The following is a 25,804-nucleotide window of genomic DNA, read 5'->3' as shown; positions in this document are numbered from 1 at the left end:
CTGCGGAGGACGAGACGGGCCTGGCCGCGGAGGACGAGACGGGCCTGGCCGCGGAGGACGAGACGGGCCTGGCCGCGGAGGACGAGACGGGCCTGGCTGCGGAGGACGAGACGGGCCTGGCCGCGGAGGACGAGACGGGCCTGGCTGCGGAGGATGAGGCGGGCCTGGCGGCGGAGGACGAGGCGGGCCCGGAGTTGGCCGCACGGGTCGACGAGGCGGCAGAGGTTGAGCCGGAGTCGGCTGCCAAGGGTGAGGTTGTTGCGGATGTCGCGTCGGAGCCGGTGGCTGCGGAGGGCGAACCGGGGCTGACCGCGGAGGACGCGGCGCGCTCGGAGTCGGTTGCAGAGGCTGAGGTGGCTGCCGGAGGTGAGGCGGCGGCCGGAGGTGAGTCGGAGTCGGCTGTGGAGGTCGTGGCTGCGGTTGCGGCCGACGGCGAGCATGAGCCGGAGGTCGCTGCCCCGGATGAAGCGGCGCCGGGTGATGGCGAGGTGCAGTCGGAGTCGACCGTGGGGGCGGATAGGACTGCGGCGGGGGCGGAGGGCGACGTACCTGTTGAGGGTGCGGCGCTCGCTGAGGTCGAGTCGGGCGTGGAGGATGCGGGCGCCGAGGCTGAGGCGGCGGAGTCCGTGGATGGGGCTGCGTCTGAGGCCGAGCAGGAAGTCGACGCCGGGTCCGCCAGTGGGGTTGAGGCGCAGGCCGAACCGGTCGCCGAGCCCGAGCCCGAGCCCGAGCCCGAGGCCGGGCTGGAGGCCGACACTGAGTCGACCGGTGAGCTGGAGGCGGACGCTGAGTCGACGGGTGAGCTGGAGGCGGACGCTGAGTCGACGGGTGAGCTGGAGGCGGACGCTGAGTCGGCGGGTGGGCTTGAGGCTGAGGCTGAGGCTGAGGGTGTGCTTCGGGGTGAGGGTGTCGGCGGAGCGGCGGCGGCTGATGAGGCTGGAGGGGGCGGGCAGGCAGGTCGGGTAGGTGTGGCGGTTGCTGGGGCCGGGCATGGGCTTGTGGCGGCTCCTACTACGGCCTCGGGGCTGGTAGTGGCTTCGGCTCGCGAGGGGGCGCCGGGTTCTGAGGCGGCTGCTGCGACCGTGGCGGCCGAGGTCGCGCGGGTTCCTGCTGGGGTGCGGGCTGCGGCTGTGGAGCCGGTGGCTGTGGTGGGGGTGGCTGGGCGGTTTCCGGGGGCGGAGACGCTGGAGCAGTTCTGGGACAACCTGGTGGGCGGGGTGGAGAGTGTCCGCCGGTTCTCGGCCGAGGAGGTGGGGCAGGTCGGCGACGGGATGGTCGCGGTCAGTGGGGTGCTCGACCATGTGGAGTCGTTCGACGCGAAGTTCTTCGGGCTGAGCGATCGCGAGGCCGAGTTGATGGAGCCGGCGCAGCGGCTCTTCCTCGAGGTCTGTCACCAGGCGCTCGAGCACGGCGGGTACGCCGGGACCTCGAGCCGCGTCGGTGTGTTCGCCGGCTCCGGCATGAACCTCTACAACCGCCAGCCCCAGTCCCGCGACTCGATCGCCACCCGCGTCGCCTACCGCCTCGGTCTGACCGGCCCGGCGATCGGCGTCCAATCCGCGTGGTCCTCGTCGCTGGTCGCCGTACACCTTGCCTGTCAGGCGCTCCGGTCCGGTGACGCGGATCTCGCGTTGGCCGGTGCCGCCGCCGTACAGGTGCCTCAGGCAACGACCTACCAGCCGGCGCCGGACTCGATCCTGTCGCCGAGCGGGCACGTCCGGGCGTTCGCCGCGGACGCGGACGGCACGGTCGGCGGGAACGGCGTCGCCGCCGTACTTCTCAAGCGTCTCGACCAGGCCGTCGCCGACGGCGACACCGTGTACGCCGTGATCCGCGGCACGGCGGTCAGCAACGAGGACGCCCCGGCGGGCAACCAGGTCGACCTGATCGAGCGCGCTCTGGAGCGGGCCGGGTTCGCGGCCGACTCCCTGAGCTACATCGAGGCGAACGCGATCGGCAGTGCGACCGCGGACCCCGCCGAGTTCAACTCGCTCACGACCGCGCTGCGCCGGCACACCGACAAGGTCGGCTTCTGCACGATCGGCTCGGTCAAGCCGAACATCGGCCACCTCGACAGCGCCGCGGGCATGGCCGGCCTGATCAAGACCATCCTGATGCTGCAGCACCGGACGCTGGTCCCGACCATCAACTACACCGCGCCGAACCCGGACCTCGATCTCGACGGCAGCCCGTTCGTCATCGGCACCGACGTACGCGACTGGGAAGCCGGTACGACGTTGCGCGCAGGCGTCAGCGCCCTCGACGCCGGCGGCACCAACGCCCACGTGATCCTGGAGGAGGCCCCGCGGCAGATCCGCCGTGGCGACGACGGCCCGGTCGTACTCGCGCTGTCCGCCCCCGACCCCGACGCACTGGCCGATCTGGTCGAGCTGTACCGCTCAGACCTCGACCATGGCACCGGTCACCGCCTCATCGACCTCGCTGGTACGGCGGCACTAGGCCGGCCCGCACACCGGCACCGGATCGCGGTCGCAGGTGCCTCGGAGGCCGAACTGGTCGACGCACTCGGCTCCGCCCAGGCAGCCGAGGTCCCGCGCGGCGGACCCGGCCCACTCGGCTATGCGTTCACCGGACAAGGCGCTGCACGTCGTGGGATGGCTGCGGGGCTGGCCGCGCGCTTCCCAGCGTTCCGATCGGTGCTGGACGAGTGCGACCGCGTCTACCACGAGGAGACCGGCGGGAGCCTGCTCGAGCTGTTGCTCACGCCGGCCGCCGGGTCGGAGGGTGTCTGGCCGACCGAAACTGCACAACCCGCGTTGTTCGCTTTCGAGCTCGCGCTGGCGCGGTTGTGGCAGTCGTTCGGTGTGCAGCCCGCGCTGGTGGTCGGTCACAGCGTGGGGGAGTACGCCGCTCTCTGCGTAGCCGGCGCGTTGTCACTGGCGGACGGCGTACGCCTGACTGCGAAGCGCGGCGAGCTGATGCAGCGTGGCACCGTGCCGGGCGCGATGGTCGCCGTCCGGGCGGATGCCGACCGAGTGCGCGAACTCGCGCGGACGACCGGCGTGGAGGTTGCCGCAGGCAACGGTCCGCAGTCGTTCGTGCTGACCGGGTCCGAGGTGATCGTCGGGCAGCTCGCGGCGCAGCTGGACCGGCTCGAGGTCGCGTGGCAGCGGCTGGATGTGGATCGGGCCTTCCACAGTTCGCTGGTCGATCCGATCCTGGCGGACTTCGCGGAGATCGTCCGGGAGATCACGCTCGAACCGCTGCGGACGCCGATGGTGTCGAGCTGGTCCGGTGACTTGCTCGAGTCCGGGACCGTGCTCGACGGCGACTATCTGGTCGGGCAATTGCGACAGCCGGTGCTGTTCGGTGACGCGGTCGAGGCGGTGACGGCGGCCGGTTGCCGGCGGTTCCTGGAGCTCGGGCCGGACGCCGTACTGAGTCCCGCGGGTCGCCGGATCGCGCCGAACAGCACGTGGATCCCGGCGCAGCGGTTGGGACAGGATCCCGTCCTCGCGACGATGAACGGGCTCGCCGAGCTGTACGAGCAGGGCACGGAGATCGCCTGGTCGAAGGTCTACCCGGGGAGCGGTCGCGTGCCGCTGCCGACGTACCCGTTCCGTCGCGTGCACCACCCGGTCGATCCGTCTGTGACGGTTGCGGTGGGTACGGCGCTCGCCGCGGACGCCGGTGTGGCGCGGCCCAGTGCGTTCGAGCGGGCGGCGCGGGCGCAGGCGATCGTGTTCGAGCCGTCGAGTGCGGCGGTGAAGCGGATCCCGCTGGATCCGCCGGACGAGTCGGCTCCGGCTGAGGTCGAGCCGGTGGACGAGGTCGCGGAGCGGTCGCCGTTCGCGTTGCCGGCCGAGACGCATCAGATCGACGCGGACTACTTCGCGCAGGCCGGCTCGTTGTCGGGGGACGAGGTGTCGGCCGAGCGGTACCGCGAGTCGCTCAACGCGGTCCTCGATCTGACGTGCGCGGAGCTCAACCTCGATCCGTACGACCTCACCGTGGACCACACGTTCGCGGAGCTCGGGGCGACGCCGGAGAAGATGGCGCCGGTCATCGAGCAGATCAACAGCCGGTTCACGGTCGAGCTCACGCCGGATGATCTCTTCAGCAGCTACACCACCCCGCACAAGCTCGCCACCGCGGTCGCAACCGTCACCAAGGACGCCGAGCCGGAGGAAGCCGCTGAGGCTGAGTCTGCGGAGGCATCCCAGGTGGTGGAGGCCGCAGAGCCTGAGGCTGCAGAGCCGGTCGAGGCTGCCGCGTTGCCGGAACCGGAAGCCGAGCGGGTCGAGGACGCTGAGCCCGTCGAGGATGAGCCCGTCGAGGATGCTGAGCCGGTCGAGGACGTTGAGCCGGAGGCCGAAGACGTTGCCGTGCCGGAGGAGCCGGCTGCGCGGGACCCGCGGGCTGCTCTTGCGGTGTTGGGGTCCGGGCTGGCCGAGTTGGCGGCGAAGGTGGATGAGGCCGCCGCGGCGACGAGTGAGGCGGAGTTGCCGGGGAGTGGGATGGCGGCGCTGATGTCGCAGCAGCTCCGGGTCGCGGGTCAGCTGGTCGACGGTGTCACGCAACTGATGCGCGAACAACTCGCACTCCTGAACGAAACCGCGCCCGAAGCCGCCGAGGACACAACCACAGCACCCACCTCCGGTGCACCGACGGCGGACGCCCCCGTCGAGACAGCACCAACTGAGGGTGCCCAGGCCGGATCCGCCAACACCGAGCCGAGCGTCCCGTCGGCCGAGTCCGCGCAGGCCGGTTCCGTCGACAGCGAGCCGGACGTTCCGTCGGCCGAGTCCGCGCAGGCGGGTTCCGTCGGCGGCGAGCCGGAGGTCCCGTCGGTCGAGTCCACGCAAGGCGGATCCGCCGGTGCCGAGTCGACCGGGTCCGCGCCGGCTGACGCCGCGCGGGGCGCCGGCGAGTCGGACGTCCCGTCGGGCGAGTCCCCGCGAGGCGGATCCGCTGGCGAGGGCGGCGGCTCGTCCGCTCAAGGCGGATCGGTCGGCGAGGGCGATGGCTCGGCCGCGGGGGCTGGGGCCGCTGGGGCGGGCGTTGTGCCTGGGGACGCTGTGCGGCGGCGGGATCTTGGGTATTGGGAGGTGGCGTTGGCGGGGGCCGAGCCGCTGGTGCTGCCGGGGGACCGGGTGTGGCCGGCGGTGGAGCCGCGGGTGGCTTCGGTGAAGCAGGAGCTGGACGAGGAGCTCGGCGACGCGGTGTTCGTGTTCAGCCGGGAGCGGAAGGTCAGCCCGCTGATGACGATGCTGGCGGCGGTCGGCACCGTGCTCGGGCGGTTCGCGGCGCAGGACGACGTGACGATCGGGTCCGCGCTGATCCGCCCGCAGGGAGACACCTCGACGGCGACCCGCCGCCCGCTCCCGCTGCGGATCGACCTCTCCGGTGAACCCGACCTCGGCGAGCTCGCCCAGCGCGTCCGCGACGTCGCGACCGGCGCGTTCGACCACGCCAGTGCCGACCTCGCGTTCTTCGAGCGCGACCCGCTCTTCCAGATCCTCGTCGAGTTCGAGGACGGCGACGACGACCTCCCGGCGACGGTGGACCTGCGGCTGCGGCTGACCTACCACGGCGCCGGCATCACCTGTACGGCGGACTACCGGGCCGGCCTGTTCGACCAGAGCACCGTCGACCGCCTGCTCGCGTACCTGGAAGCAGTGTTGCGTCGGGCAACGACCCGCCCGGAGCTGCGGCTGCCCGACCTGATGCTCCCGATCGAGTCCGACCTGGAGACACTCCGCGAGCTGGAAGGCGATGTCGAGCCGACGGGCCTGATCGGCCGGGTACGTCGCGATGCGGTGGTCGCCGGCGAGCTCAGCGGACTGCACACCCTCTTCGAGCAGCAGGTCGCCCGCACCCCCGACGCGATCGCACTCATCCAAGGCGATCGCGAACTGACGTACGCCGAACTCGACCGCAGGTCCAACGCGGTCGCGTGGCAGCTCACCGACCTCGGCGTGAAACCCGGCCAGCTGGTCGCCGTCCGTGTTGCCCGAGGCACCGAGTTGGTCGTCGCGGTGCTCGCGGTCCTGAAGTCGGGCGCGGCGTACCTGCCGCTCGATCCCGGCGTACCCGAGTCCCGCTGGGCGTTCATGATCCAGGACGCGTCGGCGGTCGCGCTGGTCGGTGACGACGCGGCGCTGGCCGATCGGCTCGGGTTGCGGCTGGTCCCGGTTGCGGCGACGGAAGGGGATCCGCGGGCGCGGCAGGCGCCGCCGGTGCGGGCCGCGGCCGATGATGTTGCCTACTGCATCTATACCTCCGGCTCGACCGGGAACCCGAAGGGCGTTGTCGTCCCGCACCGCGGCCCGGTCAACCTGGTCCGCCATTACCTGCGGACCCGGCGGTCGCTGCGAACGTTGCAGTGGACGTCGTTCGGGTTCGACGTCCACGTGCAGGAGATGTTCACCACGCTCGCTTCCGGCGCCGCGCTCGTACTGATCGGCGAAGACGACCGGTACGACCCGGACGCGGTCGTCGCCGCGTTGCGGGATCACCAGGTCGAGCGGCTGTTCATGGCGTTCAGTCCGCTGACGGCGTTGCTCGCGACCATGCGCCGGCTGCCCGAATTGCCGGCGCTGCGCGAGATCGTCGCCGGCGGTGAGGCGATGGTGCTGACGCACAAGGTGCGGGACTTCCTCGAGGCGCACCCGGAGTGCGGGCTGTTCAACGAGTACGGGCCGACCGAGGCGTCGATCGTCACGACGATCCACGAGGTCGACCCGGCCGAGGACCGGCCTTCCATTGGACGCCCGGTCGAGGGTGTCGTCGTACGCCTGCTGGACCAGGCGTTGCGGCCGGTGCCGGTCGGTGCGGTCGGTGAGATCCACCTGGGCGGCGCGGCCGTTGCCCAGGGCTACATCGGCCGGCCGGAGGAGACCGAGCGCGCGTTCGTGCCGGACCCGGGTCATCTGGGCGGTCGGCTCTACCGCAGCCGCGATCTCGGTCGCTGGCGCGTGGACGGGACCCTGGAGTACCTGGGCCGTGCCGACGACCAGGTCAAGATCCGCGGCCACCGGGTCGAGCCGGGCGAGACCGAGCACGTGCTGGCCGATCAGCCCGGAGTGGTCGACGCGGTCGTGGTCGCGTGCGCGGACCCGGGCGGTGACACCTGCCTGATCGGGTACGTCGTTCTGGAGGACAGCGACCCCGCTGTCCTGGCCCGGCTGATGCTCGACCTGGGCAAGGAGCTCCCGATCTACCTGGTCCCGGCGGATCTGATCCCGATCGAGGAGCTCCCGCTCGACGACAACGGCCGCCTGGACCGCAGCCTTCTCCCCGAGCCCGAGTGGCTGAGGCCGTAGCGAGCAAGTCCGGGCGACGTCTGGGCCCTGGACGTTTCGTTCTGCACTGTGGACGGGGGGTCAGGTCGGTGGAGGCCCTCCCGCAACCACCGGTCCGCCGTCCACGGTGCAGAACCCGCGACGATCCTCATCCCTCCTGAGGATCGATCGCCCTCCGCGCTCGTCGGTGGAACAGTGATGAGGCACTGATCACGCAGACGAGCAAGGAGTAGACCGCAAGCGCCGATCCGGCACCACCGGCCGCTGATCCGACGCTTCCCGCACTGCTTCCGTTCCCACCGGCCAGCGCCACGACCGTGGTGACCACGACCAGCGCGATCAGCGGCCCGACCCACCTGAGCACGCCCATGCGGATCGCCGGGCGCAGCGAGCTGTGCAGGGCGGCCAGGCCGCACGCGGCGCCGACGGCGGCGAGCTGGAACACCCGCGGGCGCCGGGTCGAGACGCGCAGGACGTCGTACCTCGAGGTGGTGGTCACGACCAGTGCGGTGAAGAAGAGCGCGAACAGCAACAGCACCGCGACGTCCATCCGGACCATGTCTCTCTGGTCGAGCGTTGCCCCGGACAACGCTGGCTGACTGGATGCCTCACTGCTGGGGTCCTTCGCGAGGGCGGCGGGTGAGTGTCCTCGCCCGCCGCTCACGCGTTCCGGTTGATCCGAGGCCCCCCTCGATCAACCGCTTGCGGCCGGCCCAAGCCCCCCTGTGACCGACCGTGGATGACGTGCCCCCACCCCATCCATCCGTTGCATCGGGTAGGACGGGGCGGTCGTTACACGGATTCGGGGATTGGGTAAAAATTGCGCAAAGGTGCGCATGAGAACCTTTTCCGCGCGGACAAAAGTGTGCGCGCCTGCGGAACGGTCAGCTGACGGCGGACCAGGCCTGGTGCGCGGCGCCGAGGAGCCCGGCGTTGTCCAGCTGGGCGGGCTCGACCGTGAGGTCGGTGACGAAAGGGAGCTGGGCCAGCCGCTTCACCCACGCCTGGACCGGGTCGAACAGGACCGAACCCGCCTTCGCCACCCCGCCGCCGATGACGACCGTCGTCAGGTCGACCGTGACCGCGGTCGCGACGATGCCCGCGGCCAGCGCCTGCGCGCCGTCGTCGAAGGTCGCCACCGCCAGTTCGTCGCCGGCCGCCGCGTCGGCTGCGAGGACGGCGGCATCCACGTCCTCGTCCGTCCGCCAGCCGCGACGCTTGGCCCGGGCAACCATCCGCGGCCCGCTCGCGTACGCCTCGACGCACCCGTACGACCCGCAGGCGCACGCCTCGCCGTCCTGGTCGACCACGACGTGGCCGATGTGTGCGGCGTTCCCGGACTGCCCGATCAGCGGCTTGCCGTCGACCACCAGCCCGCCGCCGACCCCGGTCGACACCACGATGCCGAGCAGCGTGTCCACGTCCCGCCCGGCGCCGGTCCAGAACTCGCCCAGCGCGAAGCAGTGCCCGTCCACTCCGAGCGTGACGGGTACGTCGCCGGCCAGTGCGCGGACCCGGTCGACGAGGGGGAAATTGCGCCAGCCGGTGATGTTCACCGGCGAGACCAGCCCGTGTGTCTGGTCGAGCGGTCCGGCCGAGCCGATCCCGACCGCGAGCGGTGTGGCGGCGCCGCGGACCCGTTCGATCAGCTCCGCGAGCGCAGCGAACACCGCATCCGCGTCACCGGTCGGAGTCTGGATCCGGTCTCCGGTGCGGATGGTGCCGTCCGCGGACACGAGAGCGGCGGCCATCTTCGTGCCGCCGATGTCGATCCCCAGTACGGTTCCGTGCGCCATCGCTTCGTCGTCGCTCATCGTCCCCCCGTCAGGGCGGTCAAGGTCGAGAGACAACGTTATCCGTAGTCGGCCCGTACAGACAGGGGTCAATTGAACGAATCCCTGGCGAACCCGCAGAAACAAGGCAATTATGTGCCATGGCAGGTCCTGACAACGATCGCACTGGAGACCTCGGGAGGCGGCTGATCATTAGCTGTCCGTGACGGTCCGGGCCCGGGGTGGCGCCCGATCCGCAGGCACGAGAGGGTGGGCCAATGAGTGATCAACTGGATCGTGATGCCGCCGGCGCCCTGATCGTCGGCCTCCCCGGGACGACCGCCACCGACGAGCTGCGCCGCGCCGTCGCCGGCGGGCTCGGCGGGGTCATCCTGTTCACCCGCAACGTCGCGGACGCCGGTCAGGTGGCCGCGCTGACCGCGTCGCTGCGGGCCGAGCGACCCGACCTGATCATCGCGATCGACCACGAGGGCGGCGAGTTCAGCCACCTCGCCCCGGCGAACCGGTGGCCGCTCGCGTCACCGCGCGTACTCGGCGATCTCGACGACGTCGACCTGACTCGGGCGTCCGCGCGGGACGCCGCCGCCACGCTCGCGTCACTCGGGATCGACCTGATGCTCGCGCCGTCGGTCGACGTGAACAGCAACCCGGCCAACCCGGTCATCTCCACCCGCTCGTTCGGCACCACCGCGGAGGTCGTCTCCCGGCACGGCGTCGCCTTCGTCGAGGGCGTACACGAGGCCGGGATCGCGGCCTGCCCGAAGCACTTCCCGGGCCACGGCGACGTCGCCGTCGACTCGCACATCGGTCTGCCCCGGGTCGACCGCTCGATCGAGGAGGTCCAGGCCGTCGAGCTCGCGCCGTTCCGGGCCACGATCGCCGCCGGTGCCGAGGTCGTCATGAGCGCCCACATCGTCTTCTCGGCGTACGACGACCAGCCGGCCACGCTCTCGCACCGGGTGCTGACCGGGCTCCTCCGCGAGGAGCTCGGCTTCACCGGAGTGATCACCACGGACGCTCTCGAGATGCAGGCGATCACCAGGACCCGCTCGATCGAGGACGCCGCGGTCGCGTCGATCGGAGCGGGCGCGGACCTGGCCATGATCGCGGTCGGATCCGCCGACCCGCGGACGCTGACCGCGCGCGTGGTCGATGCCATCGGCAACGGTACGCTCGCCGCCGAACGGGTCTCGGACGCCGCGGCCCGGGTCCGCGCGCTCGCCGCCACACTCGCCCAGCGCACCCGGCAGCCCGGTCTGGACGGTGCGCCGATCCGCGAGGTCGCGGCCCGCGTCGTGGCCCGCCAGATGTTCCCCGCCTTCGGTGCGGCGCCGTACGTGGTCGACCTGACGCAGGGGCTGCACCCGGCCTGGAACCCTTATTTCAGTGGGCTTCCGGAGGTGTTCGCCCGTGTCGCGCCCGAGTCGGACGGCGTGGTGCTGCGCGGCGTGCATCACCTGACGGACGCCGATTCGCCGGCCGGCGACGCGATCTCGGACGCAGCCAAGGCGGCCGCGGGCCGGCCGCTGGTGATCGCCGTCCAGGATGCCGTGCGTACGCCGTGGATGCGCGACGCGCTGGCGCACTTGGTGCAGGGTCGCGGTGACGACGTCTTCGTGCTGTGCACCGGCATCCCGGAGGATCAGGCCATCGTCCCGGCCGGGATCCCCTCGGCGACCACGTCCGGCCGCAACGTGATCGTGCTGGAGGCGGTTGCGCAGGCGCTCACTCGGGCCGGCAGCTGAGGTGTAGATCGAGGGCGTGCTGCTCGACGTGGTTGAGCGCACGCCGGACGGCGCCGACGGACACGATCGCGTCGCCGAGGGACGAGACGGCGACGCGCGGTGGCGTACTGGTGAAGCCGGTCAGGTGCCGCTCGATGTCGGGGAGCAGCGCCGCGGCCGCCTCGGCCACGGCGCCGCCGAGGACGACCAGCTCGGGGTTGAACAGGATGCCGAGGGTCGCGACCACCCGGGCGGTCCGCCCGGCCACCTCCTGAAGGATGCCTAGGGCAACTTCATCGCCGTCGGCCGCGGCGGTGAAGACCAGCTCGGCGGTGACCGGGTCGTCGTCGGCCAGCTTCCGCAGCGTGGTCTCGACGGCCGGGTCGGCGACCGCCTCCGCGCCGCGCTCGCGGGCCATCCGGGCGATGCCATGCGTGTCGCCGACACCCTCGACGAGCTTGAGGTAGACCATCTCGCCCGCGCCGCCGCGGCTGCCGTGGAGCAGCCGGCCCGAGTCCATCAGGCCGGACCCGAACCGCTCACCGGCCAGCAGTACGGCGAGATCGTCGACGTCCCGCCCGACGCCGCGCCAGTGCTCGCCGAGCGCGGCCAGGTTGGCGTCGTTCTCGAGCAGGACCGGCCAGCCGTGCAGCTCGGTCAACCGGTTGGCCAGCCCGGCGTCGAACCGCCGCCAGAACTCGTCGTCGACCAGGATGTTCCCGTCCCGGTCGACCGGCGCCGCGACCCCGACCCCGGCCGCCAGCACCTGGTCGTCGGTGACGCCGGCGTCCGCGAGCGCCTCGACCACCGTCTCGTGCACGAGCTGGGTCCGCTCCGCCGGCGTCTTCACGCCCGCCACCGACCGCCCGGTCTTGGCGATCGTCGCGCCGCGCAGGTCGGTCAGCAGGACCGTGGTCCGGCCGGCGCCGAGGTCGATGCCGAGCACGTAGCCGGCCCGGCTGTTGAACTCGAACCGCCGCGACGGACGGCCCACCGACACGTCGTCGCGGCCGGGGTCGTGCTCGATCACCCAGCCCATCGAGATCAGGTCGTTGCAGACCGCGTGCACGGTCGCCCGGGTCATCCCGGTCGCCTCGATCAGGCCGGTCCCGGTCATCACCCCGGTCCTGATCAGCACGCCGAGCAGCTTGCCCGCGTTCACCCGGCGCAGCATCGGCGGCGTCGCCGTCGGCGGCGTGGCTGGTGGTTTCGCCATGAAAAAAGCCCTCTTGACCTGGTCGTGGTTCCGTGCGCAGAATACTGCAGATTCTAAATTTAGAGCCTATATAAACATCCGGGCAAGACTGACATCCGAGTGAGGCATCGTGACCAGTCCGCAGACGACCGACCCCGACTGGTGGCGGCAGGCAGTCGTCTACCAGATCTACCCGCGCAGCTTCGCCGACTCCAACGGCGACGGCGTCGGTGACCTGCCGGGCATCATCAGCCGAGTCCCGTACCTGGTGGCGCTGGGCATCGACGCAGTCTGGCTGAGCCCCTTCTACCCGTCCGCGCTCGCCGACGGCGGGTACGACGTCGACGACTACCGCAACGTCGACCCGCGGCTCGGCACCCTGGACGACTTCGACCGGCTGGTCGAGGCACTGCACGCCGAGCACATCAAGCTCATCGTCGACATCGTCCCGAACCACACCTCCGACCGGCACGAGTGGTTCACCGAGGCGCTCGCCGCCGCGAAGGGCGAGCCGGCCCGGGAGCGGTACATCTTCCGCGACGGCGAGGGCGACCAGCCGCCGTCGGACTGGGACTCGGTGTTCGGCGGATCGGCCTGGGCCCGGACCGACGACGGCCAGTGGTACCTGCACATGTTCGCGGCCGAGCAGCCCGACCTGAACTGGGAGCACCCGGAGGTCCGCGCGGACTTCGTCCAGACCCTGCGGTTCTGGTCGGACCGTGGCGTCGACGGGTTCCGGGTCGACGTCGCGCACGCCCTGGTGAAGGACCTGACCGAGCCGTTCCCGTCGAAGGCGACGCTGCCCCGGCAGTCGGAGTCGAACGGGAAGCACCCGCTGTGGGACCAGGACGGCGTCCACGAGATCTACCGCGACTGGCGCATGGTGCTGAACCAGTACGACCCGCCCCGGTCGGCGGTCGCCGAGGCGTTCGTGCCGGCCGCGCGACGGGCCCGGTACGCGAGTGCCGACGGGCTCGGGCAGGCGTTCAACTTCGACCTGCTGCAGGCCGACTGGGAGTACGACAAGTTCCGCAAGGTGATCGAGGAGAACCTCGCGCTCGCCGAGCAGAACGGCTCGTCGTCGACCTGGGTCTTCTCGAACCACGACGTGGTCCGGCACGCGACCCGGTACGGCCTGCCGAAGAACCCGAAGGGCGGCTGGCAGGACGGCAAGGACTGGCTGCTCAGCGACGGCACCGACCCGACGAACGACGTCGCGCTCGGACTGCGCCGGGCCCGGGCCGCGGTCCTGCTGATGCTGGCGCTGCCGGGATCGGCGTACCTGTACCAGGGTGAGGAGCTCGGTCTGCAGGAGGTCGGCGAGCTGCCGGCGGCGAATCTGCAGGACCCGGCGTACTTCCGCTCCAAGGGTGCCGAGAAGGGCCGCGACGGGTGCCGCGTGCCGATCCCGTGGACGATCGGCGGGCTGTCGTTCGGCTTCGGCTCGGGCGGGTCGCACCTGGTCCAGCCGAAGTGGTTCGGCGCGTACTCCGTCGAGGCGCAGGAGGGCGACCCGGGGTCCACGCTCAGCCTGTACCGCAAGGCCCTCGCGGTCCGCCGCGGACTCCAGGCCAGCAACTCGCTGACCTGGGTCGACGACACGGAATGGGTCCTGCACTTCACCCGTCCCGGCGGGTGGCAGTCCATCACGAACTTCGGCGCCGCCCCGGTCGAGCTGCCCGACGCCGCGGTGGTGCTGTCGAGCGGTCCGCTGGAGGGCGACAAGCTCCCGAGTGATACGAGTGCCTGGCTGATCTGATGCGGCAGGATGGGGGTCGTGACCCCCACGCTTGCTGATGTGATCGCCGTCCTCGACCAGCTCTACAACCCCGCCTGGGCGGAGTCGTGGGACGCGGTCGGGCTGGTCACCGGCGACCCCGAGCAAGCGGTACGACGGATCCTGTTCGCCGTGGATCCGATGCGGGCCGTGGTGGACGAGGCGATCGAGGGCGACTTCGATCTCCTCGTCACCCACCACCCCCTGTTGTTGCGCGGGGTCAACAGCGTGGCGGCGACGACGCCGAAGGGCCGGGTCGTGCACGACCTGATCCGGAGCGGTACGGCGTTGCACGTCTGCCACACGAACGCCGACAACGCGAACCCCGGCGTCAGCGACGCACTCGCGGCCACGATCGGCCTGCGGGACACCCGTCCGCTCAAGGCGATGCCCTCCGAGCCGATGGACAAGCTGGTCGTGTTCGTGCCGGCCGGCGAGACGCAGGCGATGCTCGACACGCTGGCCAAGGCCGGCGCCGGGCAGATCGGGGACTACGAGCGAGCCGCCTGGAGCGGTCCGGGCGAAGGCACCTTCCGCCCGCTCGAGGGAGCGAACCCGACCATCGGGCGGGTCGGCGAGATCGAGGTCGTGCCGGAGAACCGTCTGGAGATGATCCTGCCGCGGCGCAAGCGCCGGGCGGTCGTCGAGGCGCTGGTCGCCACACACTCGTACGAGGTACCGGCCTTCGATCTGTACGAGCTGGCGCAACTGCCGAGTGAACGCGGTGGCGGCCGGATCGGCGTCCTCGCGGAACCGTTGCCGCTGAAGGACTTCGGCCGGCTGGTCGCGGAGAGCCTTCCGCGGACGGAGCACGGCGTACGGGTGTCCGGGGATCCGGAGCGGACGATCGAGACCGTCGCCGTGGTCGGGGGAGCGGGCGACTCGGAGTTCGACCGCGTCCGGGCCGCCGGGGTCGACGCCTATCTCACCGCCGACCTCCGGCATCACCCCGCCACCGAGGCTCGTGCGTACGACGACCCCGCGCTGGTCGACGTTGCCCACTGGGCCAGCGAATGGCCGTGGCTGCGCGACGCCGAGCGCCTCCTGGTCGAAGGGTTGGCAGCCCGAGGCAGTACCGTGGACACTCACATCTCGACGCTCTGCACGGACGCATGGACCCTGCGGTTCTGAGCGCTAACTGAACGAACTGAGGTCGTGTCTGGTGGTTCAGCGCCTACTGCGCGGCACTCGGCACGGCACCTCGGCGCACTGGTGCAAAGGCCACGATGCTCCGCATCGAGACCTTCGCCCCAGCGCACCGATGCACCGCACCGAGCACCTGCTCGCTACGGCGCTGAACCACCAGACACGACCTAAGGAGCCGACTCTGAACGCCGAGCCCGCCGTCCAACGCCGGTTGCTGGACCTGCAGGATCTCGACCTGCAGCTGGATCAGGTCGCGCACAAGCGCAAATCACTGCCCGAGCACCAGGCCCTGACCGACCTGCTCGCGGAGAAGACCGTCGTCGATCGCGACCTGGTCACCGCGGACACCGAGGTCAGCGACCTGCAGCGGGAGCAGAAGAAGGCCGACTCCGACGTCGAGCAGGTCCGCCAGCGCCGGGCGCGGAACCAGCAGCGTCTGGACTCCGGTCAGGTCACCTCGCCGAAGGACCTGGAGAACCTGCAGCACGAGATCGGCTCGCTGGAGCGGCGGATCTCCGACCTGGAGGACGCCGAGCTCGAGGTGATGGAGAAGCTGGAGGCGGCCGAGGTCGTCCAGGCCGACCTGCGCACCCGCGCCGAGGCGTTCGCCGGCCGGCAGTCCGAGCTGGAGACGACGCGTGACGCCGCGCTGAAGGAGCTCGACGAGCAGCGCGCCGAGCTCGGCGACAAGCGTGCAACGGTCGCCGCGGAGCTGCCGGATGCGCTGATCACGCAGTACCAGCGGCTCCGGGAGCACAACGGCGGGATCGGTGCCGCGCCGCTGGTCGGCAAGCGCTGCATGGGGTGCCGGATGGAGCTCGCGCCGTCCGACCTGAACGCGATCAAGGCCGCCGCGCCGGACGCCGTACTGCGCTGTGAGGAGTGCGGACGGATCCTGGTGCGGACGCCGGAGAGCGCGGTATGAGCGAGCGGAGCGAGCTCATCATCAAGCACAGCGCGCCTCGTGTCTCATCCGCGCCCGGAGCGAAGCGAGGACGTGGATGAGCAGTCCTTCACACGTCATCGTCGAGGCCGATGGTGGATCGCGCGGGAACCCGGGACCGGCGGCGTACGGCGCTCTGGTGCGGGACCCGGCGACCGGGGCGGTGATCGCGCAGGACGGGAAGACGCTCGGGATCGCGACCAACAACGTCGCCGAGTACTCCGGTCTGATCGCGGGACTGCAGCTGGCCGCGGAGTACGCGCCGGACGCCTCGATCGAGGTCCGGATGGACTCCAAGCTGGTCATCGAGCAGATGGCCGGACGCTGGAAGATCAAGCACCCGGATCTGCAGCCGCTGGCGATCAAGGCGCAGGGCCTGGCGCCGTTCGGGACCGAGTGGACCTGGGTGCCGCGGGCTCAGAACGCGGCCGCCGACGCGTTGGCGAACATGGCGCTGGACGGCGTGGACATCCCGCTGACCCCGGAGGAGACCGGGTCTGCGCCGTCGGTGGCCAAGGAGCCGTCGGACCTGCAGAAGGCGTTGCAGGGCTGGGGTGTGCAGGCCGAGCCGCCGACCCAGCTGATCTTTCTGCGGCACGGCGAGACGCCGCACACCGCGGAGAAGCGATTCTCGGGTTCTGGCGGGGATGACCCTGGTCTGAGCGACACCGGACGGGCGCAGGCTCAGGCGGCGGCGGAGTACCTGTCCCGGATCGGTGGCGTCGACGCGCTGGTCACGTCGCCGATGCGGCGGACCCGCGAGACGGCCGAGGTCGTCGCCGCGAAGCTCGGGCTCGACGCGGCGGTGGACGACAACTGGCGAGAGGTCGCGTTCGGGGACTGGGACGGGCACACGTTCGCCGAGATCCAGCAGAAGTGGCCGGACGCGATGAACGCGTGGCTGGAGTCGACCGCGGTCGCACCGCCCGGAGGCGAGTCGTTCGATACGTGCGCGCGGCGGGCCCGCTCGGCCCGGGACGGGATCCTGGCCAAGTACCCCGGCAAGACCGTCGTCGTGGTCACCCACGTGACGCCGATCAAGCTGATGGTCCGGTCGGTGCTGCAGGCCCCGATGAGCTCGCTGTTCCGGATGGAGTTGCGCCCGGCAACCCTGACCGAGATCCACTGGTATGCCGACGGCCTCGCGTCTTTGCGTTCGTTCAACGTGCAGCCCTCGCTAGTCTGACCTCAGACGCACACCGACGTGCGCTGATGAGGACGGAGAGCTCACGTGCCGTTGCAAAGGGTTCACTTCGCGGAAGCCGTACCTGAGGTCTTCCGGACGTCGCTGCAGGACATCCGGCGTGAGCTCGAGGTGCCGGCGGAGTTCCCACCCGAGGTGGTTGCCGCGGCGCTCACGGCGGCGAAGAACCCACGGCTGCCCGAGCTGGACCGGACGGACCTCGAGTTCGTCACCATCGACCCACCGGACTCGATGGACCTCGACCAGGCGCTGCACATCGAGCGCACCGGCGACGGGTACACGGTGTACTACGCGATCGCCGACGTCGCCGCGTTCGTCCAGCCCGGCGACCCGATCGACCAGGAAGCGCGCCGCCGGGGCGAGACGCTGTACGCCCCGGACAAGCGGACGCCGCTGCATCCGCCGGAGCTGTCCGAGGGTGCGGCGTCGCTGCTGCCCGACCAGGTCCGTCCCGCCTTGCTGTGGACGATCACCGTCGACCCCACCGGCGAAGGTACGGGCGTGGTCTGCGAACGCGCGCTGGTGAAGTCGCGGGCCAAGCTCAACTACGCGGGCGTGCAGAAGGACCTCGACGCCGGCTACGCCTCGGAGTCGCTGCAGTTGCTGCGCGAGGTCGGCAAGCTGCGTGAGCAGCGCGAGCTCGACCGCGGTGGCGTCAACCTGCCCATCCCGGACCAGGAGGTCGTCACCTCCAACCACGGCTGGGGTCTGGAGTTCCGCGCGCCGCTGCCGGTCGAGGGCTGGAACGCGCAGATCTCGCTGCTCACCGGGATGGCCGCGGCGGAGCTGATGATGAAGGGCAGGATCGGCATCCTGCGCACGCTGCCCGAGTCGCACGACGACCTGCGGCGCAAGCTGGGCAACACCGCCAAGGCGCTCGGGATCACCTGGCCGGACGGGACGTCGTACGCCGCCTTCATCCACGGACTTGATCCGAAGGTACCGGCGCACGCGGCGATGCTGGCGGCCTGCACGGTGCTGTTCCGCGGCGCCGGCTACACCGCGTTCGCGGGGAGCGTGCCGGCCAATCCGGAGCATGCCGCGATGAAGGCGGAGTACACGCACGTCACTGCGCCGCTCCGGCGCCTGGTGGATCGGTGGGCCGGCGAGATCTGCGTCGCGCTGTCCGCGGGCACCGAGGTGCCGGCCTGGGTGCGTGAGTCGATGGACGAGATCCCGAAGGTCATGGACGAGGCGGACCGGCGGGCGCACGCGTACGAGCGCTCGATCGTCAGCATGGTCGAGGCGGGTCTGGTGGCCGACCACATCGGGTCGGAGTTCGACGGCGTCATCACCGATGTCGACGACCGCGAGAGCACCCGCGGCATCGTCGCCCTGAGCACGCTCGCGATCGAGGGCCGCATCACCGGCACGACGCCGTTGCCGCTCGGCCAGGCAGTCCGCGTCAAACTCGTCGAAGCCGACATAGCCAAGCGCACCGTGGCTTTCGAGTTAGTCCCGTAGGTAGTCCTCGACCGCCGCGGTCGTGCGGTCGAGGTCGCCGCTGGCGAGCAGGTCGATCAGCGCACCACGCAGCAACGCGAGTACGCCGGTCCGCCGCGCCTCGGCCGCGGCGGATCCTGGATCGGGCTGACTCGCCTTGAGCAGCTCCAGCCAGTCGTCGACGGTCGAGCGACCGTAGTCGGCCCACGGACCGTCCGGGGCGACCAGCGAACGCCCGTACGCCTCGACCCAGAACTTCATCAGCTGCCGCCGCTCCGGCGCCGCCAGCCACGTCCACAGCTCCCGCGCGACCACGGTCAGCCCGGGCGGTTCGTTGTACCGCTCGTCGATCTGCCGGAGGAGCTCGAGCTCGTCGACACGGGCGCGCGCCAGCAGCGCGCGGATCAGGCCGTCCTTGCTGCCGAACAGGAACAGCAGTACGCGCGGGCTGGAGCCGATCGCGGTGGCCAGCGGTCGCAGCGACAGGTCGGCCAGCCCGTGCGTGAGCGAGTAGGCGTACGCGCGCTCGAGCAGTTCCTGCTGGCGCGCGGAAGGGGCTGGCTTCGTGGTCGGCACGGGGCTAGTATCGCTTACTGAAACAGTCGTGTCAGTAGAACGGGCAGGGATTGATGACCACACTGATCAGGAAGCTGGGGACGCCGGGGGATCTCGGCTGGGTGGTGCAGTCGCATGCCGAGATCTACGCGGCCGAGTACGGCTGGGGTCTGCCGTACGAGGTGCTGATCGCGCAGATCGTGTCGGCGTACGGCTCCGAGCATGACGACGAGCGCGAGGCCGCGTGGATCGCCGAGGTGGACGGAGAGCGGGCCGGAAGCATCTTCTGTGTACGCGGTCCGGACGAGGCGACCGCGCAGTTGCGGCTGCTGTTGGTGACGCCGGCCGCGCGCGGTCTCGGCCTCGGTGCCGAGTTGGTCGACACCTGCCTCGATTTCGCCCGCGCGGCCGGGTACAAGCGGATGGTGCTGTGGACCAACGATCCGTTGGTCGCGGCGCGGCACATCTACCTGTCCCGCGGCTTCCGCCTGACCGGCTCCGAACCCCACGAACTGTGGGGCCAGAGCCTGGTCGGTCAGACGTACGAGATCGACCTCTGAGACTAGTCGCCGTTGAGTGGTCGAGTGTCGGTGTTCAGCGAGCGGAAGTAGATCGGGTCCGTGAACGGCCACGGGACGCGGTAGCGGCTCTGGATGATGGTGCTCGTCCCCGCCGCGTGGCCGACGGCGTACTCGTAGGCGTTGCCGGTGTCCTTGTCGATCCCGACCAGGAGACTGCCGTACTGCACGCAGCGGGCCGTGAGCAGTGTCTCGAACGCCTGCCAGGTCGACGTGCGGACCTTCGTCACCACGGGCCTCATGGTGGCCGCGATGGGGATGCGGACGGTGTAGAGCGCGCCGCCGCGGGTGGTCATCAGCAGGGTGTCGTAGCTGCTCGTCTCGCTGAGCACCGTCATCGCCTTCACTGCGGCGAATCCGGACGCCGTACCCAGCGCGGTCCACGTCTGGCTGGCACCACCGGTGGTGGACCAGCGGAACAGCGTGCCGTCGTCCCGGAGTGCGTACTGGTACTGCCGCGCACCGTTCGGCGACTTCGCGCTCTCGTACGCGATGAAGCGATCCCAACCGCCGCCGATCCGGGTGAGCTTGATGTCGTACGGCGTCGGCGCCTGCTGCTGGGGGAGCTTGTAGGTCAGCCGGTACATCGCCGATCCGATCACGACGTTCCCGGACACATTGCTCGGCTCGACGGCGTCGGTGTCCTGGAAGATCGGCCCGCTCATCCGGACCTGCCCCATGGTCAGCACCTTCTCGGCCAGGGTCTGGTCGAGAACCCGCTTCGGCGGTGACGAAGCGGACAGGATCTGCAAACGCTGGTTGCCGGCCGCGGTGAACGAGCCGACGTCGATCGAGCAAGTGTTCGGCTCCGCGGCCTGCGCGGGAGAGGTGACCATCGCCGCGAGGACGACGGACAGTACTGCGGCTGACACGGTCTTGACCATCAGCACTCCTGTCGGGTGGGTCGGTTACCCCACTCGATGCGGCGAGTGCCCGGAAAGTTAGGTCGCGCAGGCGGGCGCGCCCGGGGTCGGGGTGTTGTAGAGCGCGTGCGACAGGAACGTGGTGACGTACCCGTTCTGGACGGTGAGTGCGTGCCGGGAGCCGGCGCTGCCGAGCGGCAGGAACTTCCGCAGCGGGTACGCCAGGTAATAGGCGCCGTAGTCGGTGAAGTTGAAGTGCCGGGTGCCCGGGATCGTCGCGCACCACGACGTACCAGTGCTTGCCTTGAGCAACGAGAGTGCGCGGTCGCGGCCCGCGTCGTTCTTCGCGTCCGGGCCGCAGATGCTGGTGATGCACGAGTCGTCGGCGCCGAGCAGCATGATCGGCGCCCGCACACCCTTGGTCACCACGTCGCCGAACTGCGCACCGTCCAGGTCGACCGCGGCCGCACACCGCTGATCGAGCCGGCAGGCCTCCAACGAAGCCGCTCCGCCGAACGAGTGACCGACGTACGACGTGCCGAGCGCGGGCTCGACGCTGTTCGGGAGTTGCCGGGCGACCATGCCGGCCGCGAACCGCGCGTCCGCGGCCCAGACCCCGACCAGGTGATCGCCGGCCTTCTGCGCCTGCTCGTTGCTCTCGCCGAGGTTCGGCGGGTTGGCATCCGGTCTGCTCCCGATCGACTGCCCGTCGAGGACGGTCAGGTTCGCGCTGTACGTCGGGGTCACGCCGGCGACCAGGTAGCCGTGACTGGCGAGGTCCTCCGCGAGGGTCGCGTACATCGGCGCGGACAGTCCCATCCCCGGCATCAGGACGACGACGGGGAAGCGGCCGGGCGCGACCGCCACGCGATCCAGGGCGCGGTCCTCGAAGGTGTTGAACGGTCCCTGGAACAGCGAGAGCGGTGACTTCAGGCGGAGCCCGTTCCACAGGCCCGGGGCGTACTCGACCTTGCGGCCGGTGGTGCCCTTGACGACCGGGTACCAGAGCCACACCGAGAGCTTCCGCGGGCCGTCGGCGTACGGATCCCGGCGCGGGCTGTCGGTCCACTCGAACGTCCGGCGCCCGACCTGGAAGTTCCCGGTCGGCTCGGGCAGCGATACCGGCTCAGACCGTTTCACCAGGATCCAGCCGACGTACCCGGCGCCGGCGAGCAGGGCGAGGAGCACCAGGATCACGATCCCCGTGCGCATCCGGCGGAGTCCTCTGCGCGCCATACTCCAAGCGTGCCACTCCGGGGGTGTCGAAATCCGGATCTCGGCTCCGACGTCACCGACATCGTTACTGATCGATGGAGGAGCAGGGATGAACCTTCCGGATGTCGTGTCCCGGGACGAGTGGCTGGTCGCGCGCAAGGCGTTACTGGCGGAGGAGAAGGAGTTCACCAAGCAGCGCGACGCGTTGAACACGCGGCGTCGCGAACTGCCGATGGTCCTGGTCGACAAGCCGTACGTCTTCACCGGCCCGGCCGGCCCGGTGAGCCTGGCGGACCTGTTCGAAGGCCGGCCACAACTGGTCGTCTACCACTTCATGTTCCAGCCCGAGTGGGACGCCGGCTGCCCGAACTGCACCGGCTTCGTCGACGAGATCGGCTCGCTGGAGCACCTCCACGGCAGCAACACGACGTTCGCGCTCGTCTCCCGCGCGCCGTACGGGAAACTGACCGCCTACCGGGCCGAGCGCGGCTGGAGCTTCCCCTGGTACTCGTCCCACGGCAGCGACTTCAACTACGACTTCCACGTCACGCTCGACGAGTCGGTCACCCCCTTCGAGTACAACTACCGCACCAAGGCCGAGTGGGACGTCCACCCCAACAACGGCCACACCCAACTCCCACAACCCTTCGACCTCCACGGCCTGAGCTGCTTCCTCCGCACCGACGACACCGTCCACCACACCTACTCCACCTACGGCCGAGGCCCCGACGCCATGACCTTCACCCCCACAGCCCTGGACCTCACCGCCCTAGGCCGCCAAGAACCCTGGGAGAAGCCCGCCGGCCGCATCCCCGCCCCACAACCCGAGGACCACTGCCACTAGGCCAGCCCGGTCCAGCCCACGCGTGCTCCTGCGTTGCACGCGGTCGACGGCTTGGCCGGCCGCCTCCGCGAGGCTGCCGCTAGGCACGTCCTTTGACGATGGCGGCGATCAGCTCCGGGGAGCAGCCGATCGCCGCCGCCAGCGCCGGATAGGTCCACCGCTCCGGATCCTCCGCCCGCAGCTGCTTGATCAGCCGGTTGCGTTGCTCGCGGTGCTGCCGGGCCAACGCCTCGGCCGCAGCCTGCGCGCGATGGAGCTCGCGCGCCTGCTGGGCTCTGGCGTCAGACACCACGGGCGAAGTCGCCGATCAGTCCGGGTACGGCGCTGTCGAAACCGGACACGTCCAGCATTCCGGCATCCGACGGGTCGGCGATCGTCCGGCCGTTCGCGGTCATCGCGACCACCACCAGCCGAGCGTCGATTCCCATCTCCCGACGGTACTGCTGCAGCGCCTGGTGCGGGTGGATGTCCCCGTGCCAGGTCTCGTTGTCGGTGTAGATCACGAACGTGTCGACCGAGATCTTCCGCCGCAGCGCGTGCTGCATCGGCAGCGAGCAGTCGGTCGCGCCGAACGGCAGCTCCGACACCGCCCGGATCGCCGTGTCCAGCCGCAGTCGCGGACTGATCGCGAGCCGGGTCAGCCCGGTGTTGCGGAAGCCGCCGCTGCTGGTGAACCCGACGAGCTCGTACGACGACTCCGTACCCGCCGTGACCAGGGCCAGCGCCGCCGACGCCTCGCGGCAGGTGATCGGCAGACCCGACACCGGCGACGTCATCGACCCGGACACGTCCAGGGCGAGCAGCATCCGCTTCCCGGCCGGCTCGACGGCGTCGTACGCGAAGTAGAACGCCGCGTCGAGCGCGTCGACGATCGGCTGCGACGGGGTCCACTCCCGGGCCCCGCGCGCGCCGTGGCCGGAGGCGTAGGTGCGCTGGGCAACGAGCACGTTGACCGGATGCACCCGCGCCTTCCTCAGGCGTGCGGAGTCCGCAAGCTGGTCGGCGACGATCGGCGCCCACGAACCGAGCGGCTCGAGCACCCCCAGCCGGGTGAGGCGGGGGAGCTGCCGGAGCAGCGCGGTCTGCGGGAGACCGTTCGCGAGCAGAACATCCCAGACCTTCGGCTCGTTCAGGAACCGGTCGGGGATCATCTCCCACGACAGGCCCCGGTTGAGCGCGATGACGTCGACCACCTCGGTCACGTCCGTCGCTGTCTGAATCCGCTCGAAAGCGGTGAGCAGCGGCAGTCCGGACAGGTCGGCCGGGCGACCGTGGATCCAGTCGAACAGCTCCCGCCGTACCGGCTCCGTCGTCTTCGGGTGCGACAGCCGCAGCAGGTCCGCGTGCGACCAGCCGTCCCGCTGGCGGTACTTGAGCACCTGGTAGGCGATCGAGTCGACACCACGGGCCGGGTCGACGTACCAGTTGCCGATCGCCCGTCGCGTGCCGCGGCCCCAACCACCGAACTGCTGCAGGTAGCCGGCGAACAGGAAGAGGTGCGTCCCGGTCCGAGCCACCAGCGGTACGGCGGCCAGCGCGGCCCGGCGCCCGTCGTCGTCACCGAGCTTGGCCGCGGCGGCGAGCGCGAACAGTGCCGGCTGCTGCTTCGGCGCCCGGCCGGTCAGGGAGATGTCCAGTACGGCGGCCACGACCTCGGCGGCGTGCTTCCTTGCCAGCTCCACGACCAGTCCGGCGTTCTCCTGGGTCAGCTCACGCTGGGACGCGTAGTACGTGCCTCCCGTGGTGCCGAGAGTCAGGAACCGGTGCAGCCGGACGAAGTCGTCCTGGACGAAGCTGTAGCCGCCGGCGCGGTTCGGCCGCTGCCGTGGGTCGGCCTGCTCCGCCTGAGGCGTCTGCCGGGTGCTGATCAGAGCCAGCGGGTCGGTGGACATTCCTTTCTCTCCTGTCGGGTCTCCGGGCATGACAAAGACAGGTCCGGGTGGACGTGGTGTGCTGACCGGAGCTGCTCTAGCCATTTGAGCTACGCCGGCGAACCGACGGCGGGACTCGAACCCGCAACACGCCCATTAAGAGTGGTAACCGATCAACTCCGGCCCACCCGGCCTGTCTTGACCTCGACTGTAACGCGTTACAGGTAGCGGTCGCCAACGAATTAAAGGGGATTGGTTTGACCCACGCGTGCTACCACCCACCCGTGCGTTCCTTGCGCGCTGCCGCTTCGCGTCCGGCGGGGCTTGTCGCCCCGCGGTCTGCGGGCTACCGCCCAGCGGGTTGCGGGCTTGCGCCCGCGGGTTGCGTGCTCCTGCGTCGCACGCGGTCGACGGCTTGGCCGGCCGCCTTCACGAGACGACTGATCGCACGGGGCGATAAGCCCGCAGACCGCGGGCGGCAGCCTGCAAGAAAGGTTCGGGCGGGTGGGAGCGCGCGGAGCTGCCGCGTCGAGGAGTGGAGCGACGAGAGCGAGCGGGTGCGGAGCACGCGTGGGTGGACCACGGTTGCTGGAGGAACGGGTCGGTCTGTAAGCCGGATTCTGTGATCGGCGATCATCCATCTACGGTGTCCGTTGCCGGGCACCTCCAGCGGCCTACCCGCGAGCTCGGGCGGGCAGCCCTCGGACGCTCGCGCGGGCGGTGGTTGCCCATCGCCCTTCTTGGCCTTGCTCCACGTGGGGTTTACCGAGCCTCCGCAGTCACCTGCGGAGCTGGTGGTCTCTTACACCACCGTTTCACCCTCACCCGCACTCCCGTGAACCACGGGGTTCACCGGAGCCGCTGGCGGTCTGTTCTCTGTGGCACTGTCCCGCGGGTTGCCCCGGGTGGGCGTTACCCACCACGCTGCCCTGTGGAGTCCGGACTTTCCTCGGCGCCCGCTGTCGCGGACGACGCGATCGCCCGACCGACCCGTTCCGTCTCTCAGGATACGGCCTGCGCGGACACCGCCGGCCAGCGCCCGTCGGAGCCGCGCTCGTACGGGCGTACGTCGACCACCGCATCGAGGTTGAGCGGCCCGTAGATGTGCGGGAACATCTGCTCGCCCACCTGCTCCTCGCACACCGCCGACACCAGCCGCTCGGTGTCGATCACCAACAGGCACAGCGGCTCGTCGACGTCGGCGTACGCGAAGTTCGCCACCGGGGCGACCTGCTCCGGGCGGGACGCATGGATGAACGTCGCGCCGTCGTCGAGGCTCTTGCCGCGCGTCGACCACCGGTAACTGCCGGCCTCCCGAGCGGCCTCCCACTGGTCCACGAACGCGAGGTGAAGAATCGTCGCCATGCCCAAAGGCTAGTGCCGGCAGC

19 protein-coding genes and 1 other RNA gene are annotated in these 25,804 nt (G+C 70.6%); 9 read left to right on the top strand and 11 right to left on the bottom strand.

The window, feature by feature from the left end:
* Positions 1-992 (bottom strand): hypothetical protein (locus ACZ6O0_RS33680; protein ID WP_465769067.1); only part of this gene is annotated, 992 nt, incomplete at its 3' end.
* 147 nt (positions 993-1,139) lie between these two features.
* Here ACZ6O0_RS33680 and ACZ6O0_RS33675 point away from each other — a divergent pair.
* Positions 1,140-7,286, top strand: coding sequence for a hybrid non-ribosomal peptide synthetase/type I polyketide synthase (locus ACZ6O0_RS33675; RefSeq protein ID WP_465769066.1), 6,147 nt, complete (start codon positions 1,140-1,142; stop codon positions 7,284-7,286).
* A gap of 127 nt (positions 7,287-7,413) precedes the next feature.
* Here ACZ6O0_RS33675 and ACZ6O0_RS33670 read toward each other — a convergent pair whose 3' ends face one another.
* Together ACZ6O0_RS33670 and ACZ6O0_RS33665 are read right to left on the bottom strand one after the other, a co-directional pair.
* Entirely contained in the window at positions 7,414-7,824 is a 411-nt protein-coding gene (locus ACZ6O0_RS33670) for a hypothetical protein (protein ID WP_465769065.1), read from the bottom strand.
* 325 nt (positions 7,825-8,149) lie between these two features.
* Positions 8,150-9,079 carry an ROK family protein gene (locus ACZ6O0_RS33665; protein ID WP_465769064.1) on the bottom strand — a complete coding sequence of 310 codons (930 nt, stop codon included), beginning with the start codon at positions 9,077-9,079 and terminating at the stop codon, positions 8,150-8,152.
* 236 nt (positions 9,080-9,315) lie between these two features.
* Here ACZ6O0_RS33665 and nagZ point away from each other — a divergent pair, with 236 nt between their 5' ends.
* Complete coding sequence (gene nagZ / locus ACZ6O0_RS33660; RefSeq protein WP_465769063.1) at positions 9,316-10,803, top strand: beta-N-acetylhexosaminidase; 1,488 nt, start codon at positions 9,316-9,318, stop codon at positions 10,801-10,803.
* Here nagZ and ACZ6O0_RS33655 read toward each other — a convergent pair.
* Positions 10,784-11,998, bottom strand: a complete 1,215-nt coding sequence (locus ACZ6O0_RS33655) for an ROK family protein (RefSeq protein ID WP_465769062.1) — start codon at positions 11,996-11,998, stop codon at positions 10,784-10,786. The two genes, nagZ and ACZ6O0_RS33655, sit on opposite strands and share 20 nt — an antisense overlap.
* A gap of 109 nt (positions 11,999-12,107) precedes the next feature.
* Here ACZ6O0_RS33655 and ACZ6O0_RS33650 point away from each other — a divergent pair, with 109 nt between their 5' ends.
* From ACZ6O0_RS33650 to ACZ6O0_RS33630, 5 genes are all read left to right on the top strand, one after another.
* Positions 12,108-13,736: a glycoside hydrolase family 13 protein gene (locus ACZ6O0_RS33650; protein WP_465769061.1), complete on the top strand. Its 1,629-nt coding sequence runs from the start codon at positions 12,108-12,110 to the stop codon at positions 13,734-13,736.
* A gap of 18 nt (positions 13,737-13,754) precedes the next feature.
* Positions 13,755-14,885, top strand: a complete 1,131-nt coding sequence (locus tag ACZ6O0_RS33645; RefSeq protein ID WP_465769060.1) for a Nif3-like dinuclear metal center hexameric protein — start codon at positions 13,755-13,757, stop codon at positions 14,883-14,885.
* Between the two features lie 130 nt (positions 14,886-15,015).
* The gene (locus ACZ6O0_RS33640) at positions 15,016-15,825 is read left to right on the top strand and encodes a zinc ribbon domain-containing protein (RefSeq protein ID WP_465769059.1); all 810 of its coding nucleotides are present in this window, start codon (positions 15,016-15,018) and stop codon (positions 15,823-15,825) included.
* A 76-nt stretch (positions 15,826-15,901) separates the two neighbouring features.
* On the top strand, positions 15,902-17,029 hold the full coding sequence (locus ACZ6O0_RS33635; protein WP_465769058.1) for a bifunctional RNase H/acid phosphatase: 1,128 nt from the start codon (positions 15,902-15,904) through the stop codon (positions 17,027-17,029).
* Between the two features lie 45 nt (positions 17,030-17,074).
* Positions 17,075-18,511 (top strand): RNB domain-containing ribonuclease, encoded by a 1,437-nt coding sequence (locus tag ACZ6O0_RS33630; protein WP_465769057.1) that lies wholly within the window; start codon positions 17,075-17,077, stop codon positions 18,509-18,511.
* Here ACZ6O0_RS33630 and ACZ6O0_RS33625 read toward each other — a convergent pair.
* Positions 18,500-19,066 carry a TetR/AcrR family transcriptional regulator gene (locus ACZ6O0_RS33625; protein WP_465769056.1) on the bottom strand — a complete coding sequence of 189 codons (567 nt, stop codon included), beginning with the start codon at positions 19,064-19,066 and terminating at the stop codon, positions 18,500-18,502. The two genes, ACZ6O0_RS33630 and ACZ6O0_RS33625, sit on opposite strands and share 12 nt — an antisense overlap.
* A gap of 53 nt (positions 19,067-19,119) precedes the next feature.
* Between ACZ6O0_RS33625 and ACZ6O0_RS33620 the strand changes: the two genes are divergently transcribed.
* Positions 19,120-19,605: a GNAT family N-acetyltransferase gene (locus tag ACZ6O0_RS33620; RefSeq protein ID WP_465769055.1), complete on the top strand. Its 486-nt coding sequence runs from the start codon at positions 19,120-19,122 to the stop codon at positions 19,603-19,605.
* A 2-nt stretch (positions 19,606-19,607) separates the two neighbouring features.
* Here ACZ6O0_RS33620 and ACZ6O0_RS33615 read toward each other — a convergent pair whose 3' ends face one another.
* Both ACZ6O0_RS33615 and ACZ6O0_RS33610 read right to left on the bottom strand, forming a co-directional pair.
* Positions 19,608-20,507: a hypothetical protein gene (locus tag ACZ6O0_RS33615; protein ID WP_465769054.1), complete on the bottom strand. Its 900-nt coding sequence runs from the start codon at positions 20,505-20,507 to the stop codon at positions 19,608-19,610.
* A 57-nt stretch (positions 20,508-20,564) separates the two neighbouring features.
* Positions 20,565-21,722, bottom strand: a complete 1,158-nt coding sequence (locus ACZ6O0_RS33610; protein ID WP_465769053.1) for an alpha/beta hydrolase family protein — start codon at positions 21,720-21,722, stop codon at positions 20,565-20,567.
* Between the two features lie 88 nt (positions 21,723-21,810).
* Between ACZ6O0_RS33610 and ACZ6O0_RS33605 the strand changes: the two genes are divergently transcribed.
* Entirely contained in the window at positions 21,811-22,545 is a 735-nt protein-coding gene (locus ACZ6O0_RS33605; protein WP_465769052.1) for a DUF899 domain-containing protein, read from the top strand.
* Positions 22,546-22,624: 79 nt separating this feature from the next.
* Here ACZ6O0_RS33605 and ACZ6O0_RS33600 read toward each other — a convergent pair whose 3' ends face one another.
* The 4 genes from ACZ6O0_RS33600 to ACZ6O0_RS33585 form a co-directional block, all read right to left on the bottom strand.
* The gene (locus ACZ6O0_RS33600) at positions 22,625-22,834 is read right to left on the bottom strand and encodes a hypothetical protein (protein WP_465769051.1); all 210 of its coding nucleotides are present in this window, start codon (positions 22,832-22,834) and stop codon (positions 22,625-22,627) included.
* Entirely contained in the window at positions 22,827-24,437 is a 1,611-nt protein-coding gene (locus ACZ6O0_RS33595; protein ID WP_465769050.1) for a TROVE domain-containing protein, read from the bottom strand. Before ACZ6O0_RS33595 ends, ACZ6O0_RS33600 begins: the two co-directional genes overlap by 8 nt.
* Before the next feature lie 572 nt (positions 24,438-25,009).
* Positions 25,010-25,409: RNase P RNA component class A (rnpB, locus tag ACZ6O0_RS33590), an RNA gene on the bottom strand.
* 9 nt (positions 25,410-25,418) lie between these two features.
* The gene (locus tag ACZ6O0_RS33585) at positions 25,419-25,781 is read right to left on the bottom strand and encodes a DUF952 domain-containing protein (RefSeq protein WP_465769049.1); all 363 of its coding nucleotides are present in this window, start codon (positions 25,779-25,781) and stop codon (positions 25,419-25,421) included.
* Between the last annotated feature and the right edge of the window lie 23 nt (positions 25,782-25,804).

Source organism: Kribbella sp. NPDC048837, from assembly GCF_055586945.1.
Note: the sequence above shows the minus strand (reverse complement) of the source record. Positions and strands in the feature narration are given on the sequence as shown.

Bases quoted from the DNA above. Each gene is read 5' to 3' on its own strand.
- ACZ6O0_RS33670 (WP_465769065.1), bottom strand. From the start codon at position 7,824: ATGGTCCGGATGGACGTCGCGGTGCTGTTGCTGTTCGCGCTCTTCTTC.
- ACZ6O0_RS33665 (WP_465769064.1), bottom strand. From the start codon at position 9,079: ATGAGCGACGACGAAGCGATGGCGCACGGAACCGTACTGGGGATCGAC.
- nagZ (WP_465769063.1), top strand. From the start codon at position 9,316: ATGAGTGATCAACTGGATCGTGATGCCGCCGGCGCCCTGATCGTCGGC.
- ACZ6O0_RS33655 (WP_465769062.1), bottom strand. From the start codon at position 11,998: ATGGCGAAACCACCAGCCACGCCGCCGACGGCGACGCCGCCGATGCTG.
- ACZ6O0_RS33640 (WP_465769059.1), top strand. From the start codon at position 15,016: ATGCACCGCACCGAGCACCTGCTCGCTACGGCGCTGAACCACCAGACA.
- ACZ6O0_RS33635 (WP_465769058.1), top strand. From the start codon at position 15,902: ATGAGCAGTCCTTCACACGTCATCGTCGAGGCCGATGGTGGATCGCGC.
- ACZ6O0_RS33620 (WP_465769055.1), top strand. From the start codon at position 19,120: ATGACCACACTGATCAGGAAGCTGGGGACGCCGGGGGATCTCGGCTGG.
- ACZ6O0_RS33615 (WP_465769054.1), bottom strand. From the start codon at position 20,507: ATGGTCAAGACCGTGTCAGCCGCAGTACTGTCCGTCGTCCTCGCGGCG.
- ACZ6O0_RS33610 (WP_465769053.1), bottom strand. From the start codon at position 21,722: ATGGCGCGCAGAGGACTCCGCCGGATGCGCACGGGGATCGTGATCCTG.
- ACZ6O0_RS33605 (WP_465769052.1), top strand. From the start codon at position 21,811: ATGAACCTTCCGGATGTCGTGTCCCGGGACGAGTGGCTGGTCGCGCGC.
- ACZ6O0_RS33595 (WP_465769050.1), bottom strand. From the start codon at position 24,437: ATGTCCACCGACCCGCTGGCTCTGATCAGCACCCGGCAGACGCCTCAG.
- ACZ6O0_RS33585 (WP_465769049.1), bottom strand. From the start codon at position 25,781: ATGGCGACGATTCTTCACCTCGCGTTCGTGGACCAGTGGGAGGCCGCT.